The following is a 13,916-nucleotide window of genomic DNA, read 5'->3' as shown; positions in this document are numbered from 1 at the left end:
GCGTGCCGCTTCGGGTCCGCCTGACCGCCCTGTTCGTCCTCGGCACGGCCCTCGCCCTGTTCCTCGCCGGCATCCTGTTCTACCTGCTGCTGCGGGCGAACCTGCGGGACGCGGTCAACTCGGACCTGCGCACCCGGGCGGACGTCCTCGCCGCCCGCACCACCGACCGCTACCCCGCGGTCACCGCCGCGACCACACCGGGCTCGACCGCGCTGCTCGCCGGCGCGGGCCCGATCGCGCAGATCCTGGGACCGGACGGTCTCGTCCTGGCGGCCACGGCCGACGCCGGCCAGACCCCCCTGCTGGACGCCCGCACCCTGGCCACGGCCCGCACCCGGGCCCTGCTGACCACCGTCCGATCCCGCCCGGGGATGGAACCGGACGGCCGTCTGCGCCTGGCCACCGAGCCGGTCACCGTGCCTGGCACCGGCTCGGCCGCCACCACCGGGTCGGCTGCCGGCGGGCCGCTGGTCGCGGTGGTCGGGACGTCCACCCTGTACAGCGACCGGGCCGAGGATCGGGTCCGCGACGTCATGGTTGTCGCGACGGCACCGCTGGTCGCGCTGTCCGGGCTGGCCGCCTGGCTGCTGTCCGGCGCGGCGCTGCGTCCGGTCGAACGGATGCGACGTGATGCCGCCGCGCTCGCCGCCGCCGAGGAGCACGCCAGGACCCCCGGCCCGCCCGCACCACCCGGCCCGCCGGTGCCCTCCGGTCCGCCGGTGCCCTCTGGTCCCTCCGGTGCCCTGGCGCTCGCCGTACCGGCCACTCGCGACGAGATCGCGGCCCTCGCCCGGACGATGAACGACCTGCTCGCCCGGCTGCACGCCGCCCGCACCCGCGACCGCGCGTTCATCGCCGACGCCGGCCACGAACTGCGCACCCCCCTGACCGTGCTACGCGCCGAACTCGAACTCGCCGCCCGCCCCGGCCGCAGCATCACGCAACTGCGCGCGGCGATCTCCGGTGCCGCCGAGGAGACCGAACGGCTCATCCGCCTGGCCGAATCCCTGCTCACCCTGGCCCGGATGGACGGTGGTCACCTGCGCCGCGCACCCGTGGCCCTCGACGAGATCGTCCTGCGCGCCACCCAGGCCGCCGCCGGACTCGCCACCTCCCGCGACGTACACCTCACGATCATCCGGGAACCACCCGTCCAGGTTTCGTCCGGGCCGTTGGTCGAGGGTGACCCCGACCTGCTGCGCCAGTGCGTCGACAACCTGCTCACCAACGCCCTACGTCACGCCCCGACCGCCAGCACCGTCGATCTGACCATCGGGCCCACCACCCGGTCGGGCCAGGCCGGCGTGCGACTGACCGTCCGCGACCGGGGGCCGGGCTTCCCGGGGACGTTCCTCCCGCACGCCTTCGAACGGTTCCGCCGGGCCGACGCCGCCCGCGGCCGCAACGACGGCGGCACCGGACTCGGCCTGGCCATCGTCGCGGCGATCATCGCCGCCCACGGCGGATCGGTGACGGCCGCCAACCATCCCGAGGGTGGCGCCGTCCTGACGATCTGGCTTCCCCGCGAGGGGACCCGGGTCACCGCCGCGGGAGCCGGCGGCCGCGCCGGGGGAGCCGCACGTCCGGTCAGGGGCGTTGATCGCGACGCAGGGGATGGTCGCTGGGAATCTCCACGATGACGATGGGGACGCCGTCCGGGTCCGCGAGCCACATCTCGTCCAGCCCCCACGGCTCCCGCCGCGGCGCACGCGTGATCGCCACCCCGGCCTCCACCAGCCGTCGATGCTCGCCCGCCAGGTCACGGACCTGCAACCACAGACCTGGCCACCGCGCGCCGTCGTCCCGGCCGTCGTCGCGGCTTCGTCCGGCGACCTCCAGCAGGCCCTGGCCGAGGAAGTACACGACGCCCGGCTCGTCCGGCGGGCCGAACTCGCGGTACACCGCGAGCCCGAGGATCCGCCCGTAGAAGTCGTGGCTGCGTGCCGGGTCGACCGGTCTGATCAGAATGCGGCTACCGAGAACCTCCACCCCTGCAGTCTCACCGCCGACCGCCTGCGCCGCCCGCCCTCCGCGTGTGGAGGTGACGGGCGGGGGAGGATGCTCGGTATGCCGGATCATCCACGCCCGCAGGGGCCACCTGACCTGCCTGACCCGGACGGCCTGCCCGACCCGGACGGGCCAGCACGTCAGACGCCCGCGGTGGCCGTACCCACCTCCGAGGTGCCCACGTCCCACGAAGGTGCGGCCGAGGTGGCTGAGGCGGCCGAGGCGTCCGAGGGGGAGATGTCGGTTCCGGTCGAGACGCGGCCGGCCGGGGTGGGCGGGGGCGGGCGGGGGGCGGGGCGGCTACGGGAGTGGTTGCTGTCGGGGTCCGAGCAGGCGACCCAGCACGCGGGGCCGCACGCCCAGCCGGCGGCCGAACAACGGCTGCATCCGTGGTGGCGGGTGATGTGCCTGACCGGCGTCGACTACTTCTCCACGCTGGGATACCAGCCGGGTATCGCGGCGCTGGCGGCCGGTGCGGTGAGTCCGATCGCGACCGCGGTGCTGGTGCTGGTCACGTTGGCGGGGGCGTTGCCGGTGTACCGGCGGGTGGCGAAGGACAGCCCGCACGGCGAGGGGTCGATCGCCATGCTGGAGAAGGAACTGTCCTGGTGGAAGGGCAAGATCCTGGTTCTGGTGCTGCTGGGGTTCGCGTGCACCGACTTCCTGATCACGATCACGCTGTCGGCGGCCGACGCCACGGCGCACATCCTGGAGAACCCGTACGCGCCGCACGCGCTCGAGGGGCATCAGGTGATCGTCACGCTGGTGCTGCTGACACTGCTCGCCGCGGTGTTCCTGATCGGCTTCACCGAGGCGGTCGGGATCGCGGTCGTGCTGGTCGTGATCTACCTGGGGTTGAACGCGGTCGTCGTCGCCGACGCGCTGGCGAAGATCGCCACGCATCCGCACCTGTTCGACGACTGGCACGCGCTGCTGGTCCAGGAGCATCCGGACCCGTTGGCACTGATCGGCTTCGCACTGATCGTGTTCCCGAAGCTCGCGCTCGGACTGTCCGGTTTCGAGACGGGCGTGGCGGTGATGCCCCTGGTGCGCGGGGACGCGGGTGACACCGAGCGGCGTCCGACCGGACGCATCCGCGGTGCCCGCACCCTGCTCACCGTCGCGGCACTGATCATGGCCGTGTACCTGATCACGTCCAGTCTCGCGACGACGCTGCTCATCCCCGAGCGTGCGTTCGAACCGGGCGGCGAGGCCAACGGGCGGGCCCTGGCCTATCTGGCCCACGAGCAGCTCGGGGCGGCCTTCGGCACCGTCTACGACGTCTCGACGATTCTGATCCTCTGGTTCGCCGGCGCCTCGGCCCTGGCGGGACTGCTCAACCTCGTCCCGCGCTACCTGCCCCGGTACGGGATGGCGCCGCACTGGGCGCGCGCCGTGCGACCGCTGGTCCTGGTGTTCACCGCGATCGGCTTCGCCGTCACCGTGATCTTCGGTGCGAGCGTCGACAAGCAGGGCGGCGCGTACGCCACCGGGGTGCTGGTGCTGATCACGTCCGCCTCGCTGGCGGTGACACTCGCGACGCTGCGGCGCGGGCAGCGCCGGTCCGCGGTCGCCTTCGGCGTGATCGCCGCGGTGTTCGTCTACACCACCATCGCCAACATCATCGAACGTCCGGACGGCCTGATCATCGGTTCGATCTTCATCATCGCGATCCTGCTGGTGTCGTTCGTCTCCCGGGCGCTGCGCGCGTTCGAACTGCGGGTCACCGGCGTCCGCCTGGACGACACCACCGTCGCCTGGGTCCGCGAGGCCGCCGCCACCGGGGGAGTGCACCTGGTCGCCAACGAACTGGACGTCGGGGACGCGGCCGAATACGCCGACAAGGCGCGCAAGGCCCGTCGGGAGCTCTACGTCCCCGAGGCCGTGCCGCTGCTGTTCCTCGAGGTGAGCGTGCCCGACTCGTCCGACTTCGAAGGCGAACTGGACGTCCACGCTGTCGATCGCTCGGGCTACCGGGTGCTGTGCGCGACCAGCACCTCGGTGCCCAACGCGATCGCCGCGCTGCTGCTGCACCTGCGCGACACCGCCGGGGTGCGCCCGCACGTCTACTTTGAATGGACCGAGGGCAACCCCATCCTCAACTTCCTGCGGTTCCTGTTCTTCGGTGCCGGGGAGGTCGCCACCGTGACCCGCGAGGTGCTGCGTGAAGCCGAACCCGATCCTGCCCGACGCCCCTTCGTCCACGTCGCGTGACGCCGCCCCGCCGCATGACGCCGTCCCCTCGGGTGGTGTGACCGTGATCGCGTGACGTCGGCCGTGTCGTCGTCCGGGTCGTCGTCCGGGTCGTTGGCCGGGTCGTCGTCGGAGGTACCTGGGCGGGCCCAGCGGTGGCGTCGCACGCATGACGCGCTGTCGGCGGCGGCGATCAGCCTGTTCCTCGAGCGCGGCTTCGACCAGGTGTCGGTCGCCGAGGTCGCGGCCGCCGCGCGGGTCACCAAACCGACCCTGTTCGCCCACTTCCCGGCGAAGGAGGACCTCGTCCTGCACCGCATCGTCGACCATCGCGGCGAGGCGGCCCGGGTGGTGGCGCACCGGGGCGACGCGAGGACACCCCTGGACGCCCTCGAAGCCCACCTGCGCGCCGGCCTGGACCGCCACGAACCGGTGACCGGCCTGAACGACATCCCCGAGGTCCTCGCCTTCCACGGCATGGTCTTCGGCACGCCGAGCCTGCTGGGACGGGTCGCCCGCTACGCCGACGCCGACGAACGCGCCCTGGCCGCCGCGCTCGTCGAGGCGTGCCCCGAGGCGGGTGAGCTCACCGCCCGGCTGGCCGCGGCCCAGATCGTCGTCGTGCACCGGGTCCTGGCCCGGGAGAACTGGACGTACCTGTCCGCCGGCATGTCGGTCACCGCCCGTCACCCCGCCGCCGTCACCGCCGCGGTGAGTGCCTTCGCTGGCCTCCGCCGCGCCTTCCCCGACTACGCCTGACCCACACCCCGCTGCGTTCGGTAAACTTTACCGGGTAAAAGTCTGAGGGGGTGGACGGTGCCGGACACAACAGCCATACCGACCGTCGGCGGCGCCGACCTGGCCCAGCCGAACGACGTGGCCCAGCCGAGCGACACACCGCTGGCCGACCCCGCGGCCGCGGCCGCTCTGGCCGCGGACCTGGCCGCCGAGCGCGACTATCTGGAACGCGGTCGCCGGGCCCTGCACGGCATGCGCCTGGAGGCCGAGCACACAAAGACGGCCGAGGGCGATCCCGTCGGCGACAAGGCCACCAACGCGTTCCTGCGCCAGGCCCGCCGACGTCGGATCGCGAGCCTCGCCGAAGGCGGCGACAGCACCCCACTGTTCTTCGCCCGCCTGGACTACGCCCCCTCCCCACCCGCCGCCCCCTCCCCACCCGCGCCCCCGCCTCGCGACCCGGCCTCATCCCGCGACCTGGCCCGGATGGGGCAGGGAGCGGGCCCTGCCGCCGGGCGGCGGTTCTACCTGGGACGGCGCTACGTCCGCGAGGCGGCCGGTGACGATCCGCTGGTCGTGGACTGGCGAGCGGACATCGCCCGGCCCTTCTACCGGGCGCATCGTGGTGATCCGATGGGTGTGTGGTCCCGGCGTCGGTTCGGCTACGACCACGGGCGGCTCACCGCCTTCGAGGACGAACGTCTCCACCCCGCCGCCGAGGCCGCGGCGGACCTGGCCCGTCCGGGGGAGCCGGCCCGTCCGGGGGAGCCGGCCGATCCGGGGGCCGTGCTCAGGGCGGGGGGACTGGCGGCACGGGAGATCGAGCGGCCGCGGACGGGCCCGATGCGCGACATCGTGGCGACCATCGACCCGGAGCAGGACGAGATCGTCCGGGCCGCGCTCGAGGTCAGCCTGTGCGTGCAGGGCGCCCCGGGGACCGGCAAGACGGCCGTCGGTCTGCACCGGGCGGCCTATCTGCTGTTCGCGCACCGGGAACGCCTGGCCCGCACGGGGGTGCTGGTCGTGGGGCCCAACCGGGCGTTCCTGGAGTACATCGCCGCGGTGCTCCCGGCCCTCGGGGAGAACACGGTGCGCCACCTCAGCGTCGACCAGCTGGTCGACGCGACCGACGGCGGCGGCGGTGAGCGGGCTGGCTTTCGGGAGGAGCCGGTGGCCGCCGCGACGCTCAAGGGCGATCCGCGGCTGGCCGCCGTGCTCCGCGCCGCGCTGCTGGGTGGGCTGCGCCCCCCGACCGGACCCGTCACGGTCATCACCCGGGCAGGACGCTGGACCGTCGGCGAACAGGAGTTCGCCGACCTGTTCGCCGACGTCGAGGCCGCCCACCGGGCCGGCACCGTGCGCTACGCCCCCGCCCGGGCGCGCGTCGCCGGACAGCTCGCGAACCTGGTGCGCCGTCGGGCCGAGCTGTCCGGTCACTTCCTCACCGACGGGGCGCTACGCACCCTGGCCGCAGGCCGGTCGATCCGGGACGCGGTGGAGACCGTCTGGCCGGCGATCGACGGCCCGGGTCTGGTCCGTCGGCTGCTCACCGACGCGGATCTGCTGGCCCGATCGGCCCAGGGCCTGCTTGACCCGTCCGACCAGGCCCTGCTGCTGGCCGCCGCACCGCCAGGGCCGGCGCGGCGGCCACGATGGTCGGCCGCCGAGGCGTTCCTCGTGGATGAGACCCGTGACCTGCTCGAAGGCACCGGGGGAGTCGGGCATCTGATCGTCGACGAGGCGCAGGACCTCTCCCCGATGCAGTGCCGGGCGATCGCTCGCCGCAGCGTCGACGGTTCCCTCACCGTCCTGGGAGACCTCGCCCAGGGCACGACGCCATGGGCCGCCACCTCCTGGCCGGCCCAACTGGGCCATCTCGGACGCGGCGACGCGCGGCTCGAGGTGCTCACCCGCGGATACCGGGTGCCGGCGGAGATCCTCGCCTTCGCCAACGGGCTGCTGGCCGGCATCGCCCCCGGCCTGCCCCCGGCCACCTCGGTGCGGACCGCCCCCGGATCACTGGCCATCCACGCCCTCGAGAACACGACCGCCACGGTGGACGCGACCGCCACAGCGGACACGGTGGACGCGACCGCCACGGTGGACGCGGTGGCCGCCGCCGTGCGGACCGCGCTCGGCCAGGAAGGATCACTGGCGGTGATCGCCGCGGACGCCGACCTCGCCGTCCTCGGTCCGGCGCTGGCGGCCACCGGCCTGGCGCTGGCCAGCCTCGAGGACCCCCCGAGCAGCCGCACCGGCCGGGGAACGCTGGTGCCGGCATCCCTGGCCAAGGGATTGGAGTTCGATCATGTGGTCGTGGTGGAGCCGGCCGCGATCGTCGCCGCCGAAGCCGTCCGAGTACTGGGGGAACGCCGCCTGTATGTGGCATTGACGCGTGCGGTCAGCGCCCTGACAGTTGTCCATTCCCGGCCACTGCCTGCGGCGTTGCGTGCGCTGACGGGGGGTCCGTCCACGGGTGTGGCATGACCGGGCCGGCCCGATCTGGCCAGACGCTGTGTGGGCGGCGCGGACGTAGGTGAAAATGGCGAGGTGGCAGAGGTGGCTGTGGAAAGAAACGTCCTGGGTGGCGAGCTGGAGCCGTGCGGCATCGACCCGCTGACCGGGTTCTACCGCGACGGGTGCTGCAGCACCGGGCCGGACGACCTGGGCAGTCACACCGTGTGTGCGGTCATGACGACGGAGTTCCTGCGCCACCAGCGGCAGGTCGGCAACGACCTGTCCACCCCCCGTCCGGAATACGCCTTCCCGGGCCTGCGTCCCGGCGACCGCTGGTGCGTCATCGCGGTGCGATGGCTGCAGGCCTACCACGCCGGTGTCGCCGCGCCGGTGGTGCTCGCGTCCACCCACGAACGGGCCCTGGAGGTCATCCCGCTCGACGCACTGCGCGCCCACGCCGTCGACGTCCCCGCCGACCCGCGTTCCCTGGGCTGATCCCGCCCCGGTGACGCCCCCGCCGTCCGGGACAGCGAGGGCGGGGGCGGGCCGCCGGCCAGGGGGAACCGTGCGGGTGGGCGGTGGCTAGTCGATGACGTCGGGTTCGTCGCCGATGATCCGCCAGTCGTCGTAGGGCAGGCCGGAGAGCTCCTCCAACCTCGCGATGTCCTCGAGGAAGTAGGGCAGCACGGCGCGCCGCTGCGCGGGGGTGAGCTTCGGTCGACCGCCGGACTGGCGCTGCAACGCGCTCAGCAACGGTCCGCGCACCGTCTGGCGCACCGGTACCGGGAAGCGCGCCCCGATCCGTCCGCCGGTGCGCAACGCGGCCCGCAGCACCGCGTTCACCGCGGTGTCGGCGACGTAGGGCGTCACGTTCTCCGAGGGCACGGCCGAGAGGCGTCCCGTGGCCACCCCGAGGAAGGCGCACACCTCGTCCAGCGTCCGCTCGGGGGAGTCGCGCAGGTCGCGGTAACGCAGCACCAGCACCTGCTCGCGGGGGAACAGGCCGTACAGGTGGGCGAGCTGCTCGCCGTAGAGTCCGAGTGAGACGTAGTGCCAGAAGTCCGCCCAGCCGGCGTCGCGGCGGGCCTCCTCCAACGCGCAGGCCCGCACGAAGTCCCGCTCGGGCTCCAGCCCCGCCGCCCACAGGTGCGTCCAGTTCGAGTGCGCCCGGTCGACCGGGTTACGCAGCAGCACCACCAGCCGGGCCTTGGGCACCAGCCGGCGGATGCGGTTCTGCGCGTCCAGGTCGTACAGGTAGAACGGGGTGGCCTCGCCGCGCAGCGTGCCGGTTGGCGCGGGGTCGAACAGGGCCTCGTAGTCCCGCTGCCGCCAGAGGTGTTCCTGGTAGGTCTGCGCGTCACCGGGGCCACCGCGGGCCGGTGGCAGTCCGGAGCTCAGGAAGAACTTCGGCTCCTTCACCGACGGCAGGAACAGCTCCGGGTGACGGGTCAGCGCGGCGTGCAGGGCGGTCGTGCCCGCCTTGGGCACACCGATCACGAGAAAGTCGGGCAGGGCCATCTGCGGACTCCGGGTGGGGACGAGGAGACGACGGACGTGACACAGCGACAGCGACGTGGCGTGTCGTTTCGCTGGCAGCAGGCATAACCGGCTAAGTCGACCGGTGAACTCAGGATGGTAGCGTCGCCCGGCGGGCCGCGGAGCGTCCTTGCCGACACAACGTCCCCACGGCAACGGTAAGGTTGCCAGATGGCAACAGTCGGGCAGCAATCCACCACATCGAACCTGGTGACGGACCCGTCGGCTCCCGACACGGGTGCTTCGAGAGCCCCGGCGGCCGGGCTCGACCCGGCCATCGCCGCGGTGGCGGGCACGGTTGCCCTGCCCGGTCATCGTCCCGGTGTGACCGTCGCGCGGGCACCGGGGTCCGAGCCCGGCTTCTGGGCCGGTGCCCCCAGCGCCCTGCTCGCGGACGGCGTGTACTACCTGGCCTACCGGCTGCGTCGCCCGATCGGGTCCGGCCGGGGCTTCGGCGTGGTGCTCGCCCGCTCCACCGACGGCGAGCGGTTCACCGAGATCGCCGTCATCCCCCGTGAACCGTTCGGCGCCGAGAGCCTCGAACGCCCCGCCCTCGTGCGCACCCCCGAGGGCCGCTTCCGCCTCTACGTCAGCTGCGCCGCCCAGGGCGGCCCCCACTGGTGGGTGGACCTGCTCGAAGCCGACACACCCGAGGAGTTCGACCCGTCCACCCGGCGGACCGTCCTCGCCGGCGACCCGGCCAGCCTCGCCGTGAAGGACCCGGTCGTCACCTGGCTCGACGGCCGCTGGCAGCTGTGGGCCTCCTGCCATCCCCTCGAGGACCCGAACGCCACCGACCGGATGGACAGCCGCCACGCCACCAGCGACGACGGCGTCCACTGGACGTTCACCGGCACCGCCCTGTCCCCCCGCCCCGGCCACTGGGACGCCCGCGGTGTGCGGATCACCGCCGTCCTCACCGACGGCCCCCAGCCCGTCGCCTACTACGACGGACGCGCCACCGCCGCACAGAACTGGGCCGAACGCACCGGTCTCGCCGTCGGCACCACCCCCGAGCGCTTCCACGCCCTCGGTACCGCACCCGCCGCGTCCGCCACCGTCGGCGACGGCGCCCTGCGCTACGTCACGGTCCTCACCCTGCCGGACGGCGCCCGCCGCCTCTACTACGAGATCGCCCTGCCCGGCGGCGCCCACGAACTGCGCACCGAACTGCACCCCGCGCCCACACATCCCACCGCGTAACCTCCCGCGGCGCCTCCGCCTGGTTGCGCACCGTAGGCGACACCTCGACGGTCGGCCACGGCTGGACGGGATCGCGGTCGTTCCCCCCTGCGGCATGCCCTGAAACAGGGGTTTGCCGCGTCCGGGTCCGTGCCCGCGGCCCCTCCACCATGGCCGGAAACGTGCCCAACAGCCCGGACGGAGGGCCGGAGAGGGCGGGGGGCGGGGGTGGGGGTGCCTGCGGGCACCGAGGTGGTTGGCGGTACGGGGGGAGGAGGTCCACCCCCGGTGGGGCTGTGACCTGCATGGATGCAGGTGGGGGCGGGGGTGCGCCGGTGGGGATGGCGTTGACCTTCGAAAGTTACGGGCCGTTCACTGTGCCGGTGGGTCATCCCCGGGGCCATCGCAGCGTCCCAGGGCCAGGGGCCTGCGGACCTGCACGAGGAGCCCTGTGGACGTACCTGCCCTGCATCCGATCGATGCCGCCCCCACCGTGCCGCTGGTCGCGGTCGGTGCCGGGCGCGGACGGCGGCTCGCCGTCGTCCTCGGGGCCGGTGGGGTACTGACCGCGGTCGCGCAGGTCTGGCTCGTCCCGTTGCTGCCAGCGCTGCCGCGGCTGACCGGGTCCTCGGCCACCAGCGCCAGCTGGCTGATCACCGTGGGACTGCTGGTCGCGGCGGTGGTCACACCCCTGTTCGGCCGGGCGGGGGACATCGTCGGCAAGCGGCGGATGCTGCTGGTCGCCCTCGGGGTCCTGGTCGCCGGATCGTTGCTGTGCGCGGTGTCCTCACAGCTGTGGCTGCTCATCCCGGGGCGGGGCATGCAGGGCGCCTGCCTGGCGGTGGTGCCGCTGTCGATCAGCATTCTGCGCGACGAACTGCCGGCGGCCCGGGTGGGGGCGGCCGTGGCGATGATGAGCGCGACGGTGGGGGTGGGCGCGGTCGTCGGCATCCCGTTCGGGGCGCTGATCGTCCAGTACACCGACTGGCACGTGATGTTCTGGGTGATCGCCGCGTGTGGCCTGACGTTGCTGGTCGCCGCGCGGATGGTCGTGCGGGAGTCACCGGTGCGCGAACCGGCCCGCTTCGACACCCACGGCGCCGTCGGACTCGCCGCCGGCCTGCTGTGCGGGCTGCTCACCGTCTCCCGGGCCGCGGCCGGCGGACCCCTGCGCCTCCAGGTGCTGGGCCTGGCGACCGCGACCCTGGTGATCCTCGTCGGGTGGGCCCGCCGGCAGGTCCGCACCGTCGATCCGCTGGTGGACCTGCGCCTGGCGGCCCGCCGTCCGGTGCTGATGGCCAACCTCGCCGCGCTCGGCGTCGGCTTCGCCTTCTACGCCAACGCGATGTGCACCGCCCTGCTCGTCCAGGTGCCGAAGGAGGCCGGCTACGGCCTGGGCCTGTCGGTGCTGGCCGGTGGACTGTGCCTGCTGCCCGCGGGGCTGGTGATGGCCGCGCTCTCCCCCCTGTCGGCGTGGATCACCGCCACCCGCGGCCCGCGGACCACCCTGTTGCTCGGCACGAACATCCTGACCGCCGGCTACCTGCTCCGCCTGGCCGACAGCCACCACCTCATCATGATCATCCTGGGTGGGGTGGTGGTCGCCGCCGGTACCGCCCTGGCCTACTCGGGTGTGTCCATGCTGACCGTCCAGGCGGTGCCCCGCGGACAGACCGCCGCCGCCGGCGGCATCACCGTTCTCATGCGGATGGTCGGCCAGGCGACCTGCAGCGCCGCCGTCGCCGCCATCCTCGGTCAGCTGTCGGTCGCGACCACCGTCGGTCCCGTCCCCACCCTCGCCGCCTTCCGGACCGTCTTCGCCATCGCCGGCCTCGCCGCGGTCTTCGCCACCCTCGCCGCGATCCTCGCCCCGGTCCGCGCCCGCCACCGCGCCCGTCGCCTCCCCCCGCGCCGCCTCATCCCCTTCGCCAACACCCCCGCCCCCGCCGTGCCTTCTGCACCGGCCCTGCCCTCCGGGCCTGCGGTGACCTCGGCGTCGGCGGTGAGCGCTTCGCCGGCGACCGAGCGGAGGGCGGCGACCATAGGGTGGTCGCAATGGGCCGTACGCAGAACTCCACAGGTGGCGCCGACGGATTCCTGATCCGCCGCTGCCAGGCATTCCCGACCCGGCCCTCGACGGTCCTGTCGCTGGACGCGCCACCGCACGGCGGACCGCCGCTGGTCGACGTGCGGATCGCCGCCGGACACATCGTCGAGGTCAGCGCGCCGGGGCTGCCGGCACTGCCCGGGCAGCCGGTGATCGACGCCGCCGGTGGCGCGCTGCTCCCCGGACTACACGATCATCACGTGCACCTGATGTCCCAGGCGGCCGCCCTCCGGTCGGTCCGGGTGGGCCCGCCGAGCGTCGTCGACCGCGGGGGACTGGGCGCGGCCCTGCGCGCCGGCCGACCCCCGGCGGGACAGGGCTGGGTGCGCGCTGTCGGTTACCACCCGTCGGTCGCGGGTGAGCTCGACCGGGACGCCCTGGACGACCTGTGCGGGGACCGTCCGGTGCGGCTTCAGCATCGCGGGGGAGCGCTGTGGGTGCTGAACTCGGCGGCGATCGCGCGCGCCGGGGTGGCGGACTGTCCGCTGCCCGGAGTGGAACGCGACGCGTCGGGACGACCCACCGGGCGCCTGTGGCGGATGGACGACTGGCTGCGCGCCAACCCGGCCATCCCACCGGTGACCCTCGATCTGGCCGCCGTCGGACGACAGGCCGCCGCCCGCGGCGTCACCGGATTCACCGACGCCACGCCCGGACGCGGCCCCGCCGAACGCACGCTGCTCGTCGAGGCCGCCCGCCACGGCGCCCTGCCCCAACGACTCGTCCTGATGCGCCCCGAACCCGCCCCCGCACCCTGCGAACCCAGCCCCCCCGGACCCCCCGTGCCACCCGCACATCTCGGACCGCCCACGCGTCCCGGGGTCGTCGACGGGCCAGTCAAGATCATCCTGGATGACGACCGGCTGCCGGAACTGGACGGTCTCACCGCCCGGATCGACGCCGCGCACCTGGCCGGTCATCCCGTGGCCGTGCACTGCGTCACCCGGGTGCAGACGGTGCTGACCCTCGCCGCCCTCGCCGCCGCCGTACCCGTCTCGGGCCGGTCAGCGGCGCGGGAACCCACCACCACGGTCGCCGGCACCAGCGGTCGGGGCGGTGATGATGGAGGTGGGGGTGGTGATCGGATCGAGCATGGGGCGGTGCTGCCGTCCGAGTTGTACGGCGAGCTGCGCGAACGGGGACTGACCGTCGTCACCCAGCCGAACTTCGTCGCCGAGCGGGGCGACCGGTACCTGGTGGACGTCGACGACGAGGACCCGGGGTCGCTCTACCCGGCGGCGTCCCTGGTCCGGGCGGGGGTGCGCCTCGCCGGTGGGACGGACACACCGTTCGGCGGGGCCGATCCCTGGGCGGCTGTCCGCGCGGCCGTGCGGCGCAGCACCGCGGCGGGAACCCTGCTCGGCGGCGACGAACGGCTGCCCGCGGTGACGGCGCTGGCCCTGTTCCTCGGCCACCCGGACGATCCCGCCCGGCTACGCACGATCCGGCCCGGCGCGCCCGCCGACCTGGTGCTGCTGCGCCCCGGCCTGACCGACGTCCTGGCGGATCCGCGGGCTGGGCACGTCCGGTGCACCTTCGTGGCCGGCGTCCTCGTCCACCCGCAGGATGGGCAACAGGGACCGGCGATCCGCGCGGACGGGGCCGGGGCCGGGGTCGGGGACATGACGGACAGGGAGGCGGCGGGCGGGGATCGTTGAGCGGCGGTGAGAGATTACTCGCGTGCCGGCCACGGTGG

General features: G+C 73.9%; 10 protein-coding genes. 8 read left to right on the top strand and 2 right to left on the bottom strand.

Annotation, left to right across the window (positions count from 1 at the left end):
- The first annotated feature begins 2 nt into the window (after positions 1-2).
- Complete coding sequence (locus tag MXD61_RS16405) at positions 3-1,640, top strand: cell wall metabolism sensor histidine kinase WalK (protein WP_248814174.1); 1,638 nt, start codon at positions 3-5, stop codon at positions 1,638-1,640.
- On the opposite strand, the gene MXD61_RS16400 is transcribed toward MXD61_RS16405, so the two are convergent.
- Positions 1,588-1,989, bottom strand: a complete 402-nt coding sequence (locus MXD61_RS16400; RefSeq protein ID WP_248814171.1) for a VOC family protein — start codon at positions 1,987-1,989, stop codon at positions 1,588-1,590. The two genes, MXD61_RS16405 and MXD61_RS16400, sit on opposite strands and share 53 nt — an antisense overlap.
- Positions 1,990-2,244: 255 nt before the next feature.
- Between MXD61_RS16400 and MXD61_RS16395 the strand changes: the two genes are divergently transcribed.
- The 4 genes from MXD61_RS16395 to MXD61_RS16380 all read left to right on the top strand — a co-directional run bounded on the left by MXD61_RS16395 (position 2,245) and on the right by MXD61_RS16380 (position 7,890).
- The gene (locus MXD61_RS16395; RefSeq protein ID WP_248814277.1) at positions 2,245-4,221 is read left to right on the top strand and encodes an amino acid transporter; all 1,977 of its coding nucleotides are present in this window, start codon (positions 2,245-2,247) and stop codon (positions 4,219-4,221) included.
- A gap of 93 nt (positions 4,222-4,314) precedes the next feature.
- Complete coding sequence (locus MXD61_RS16390; protein ID WP_248814275.1) at positions 4,315-4,959, top strand: TetR/AcrR family transcriptional regulator; 645 nt, start codon at positions 4,315-4,317, stop codon at positions 4,957-4,959.
- A gap of 57 nt (positions 4,960-5,016) precedes the next feature.
- Positions 5,017-7,425: an AAA family ATPase gene (locus MXD61_RS16385; RefSeq protein WP_248814169.1), complete on the top strand. Its 2,409-nt coding sequence runs from the start codon at positions 5,017-5,019 to the stop codon at positions 7,423-7,425.
- A 72-nt stretch (positions 7,426-7,497) separates the two neighbouring features.
- Positions 7,498-7,890, top strand: coding sequence for a DUF2237 family protein (locus MXD61_RS16380; RefSeq protein ID WP_374629070.1), 393 nt, complete (start codon positions 7,498-7,500; stop codon positions 7,888-7,890).
- Between the two features lie 87 nt (positions 7,891-7,977).
- On the opposite strand, the gene MXD61_RS16375 is transcribed toward MXD61_RS16380, so the two are convergent.
- Positions 7,978-8,913: a sulfotransferase gene (locus MXD61_RS16375; RefSeq protein WP_248814165.1), complete on the bottom strand. Its 936-nt coding sequence runs from the start codon at positions 8,911-8,913 to the stop codon at positions 7,978-7,980.
- Between the two features lie 189 nt (positions 8,914-9,102).
- On the opposite strand from MXD61_RS16375, the gene MXD61_RS16370 reads away from it, so the two are divergent.
- The 3 genes from MXD61_RS16370 (at position 9,103) to MXD61_RS16360 (ending at position 13,878) form a co-directional block, all read left to right on the top strand.
- Entirely contained in the window at positions 9,103-10,134 is a 1,032-nt protein-coding gene (locus tag MXD61_RS16370) for a hypothetical protein (RefSeq protein ID WP_248814163.1), read from the top strand.
- A 430-nt stretch (positions 10,135-10,564) separates the two neighbouring features.
- Positions 10,565-12,214, top strand: a complete 1,650-nt coding sequence (locus MXD61_RS16365) for an MFS transporter (RefSeq protein ID WP_248814161.1) — start codon at positions 10,565-10,567, stop codon at positions 12,212-12,214.
- Entirely contained in the window at positions 12,169-13,878 is a 1,710-nt protein-coding gene (locus MXD61_RS16360) for an amidohydrolase family protein (RefSeq protein WP_248814159.1), read from the top strand. The genes MXD61_RS16365 and MXD61_RS16360 overlap by 46 nt, the downstream gene beginning before the upstream one ends.
- Positions 13,879-13,916: the final 38 nt, after the last annotated feature.

The organism is Frankia sp. AgPm24, assembly GCF_023243055.1.
In the GTDB taxonomy this organism is placed as follows: Bacteria; Actinomycetota; Actinomycetes; order Frankiales; family Frankiaceae; genus Frankia; species Frankia umida.
Note: the sequence above shows the minus strand (reverse complement) of the source record. Positions and strands in the feature narration are given on the sequence as shown.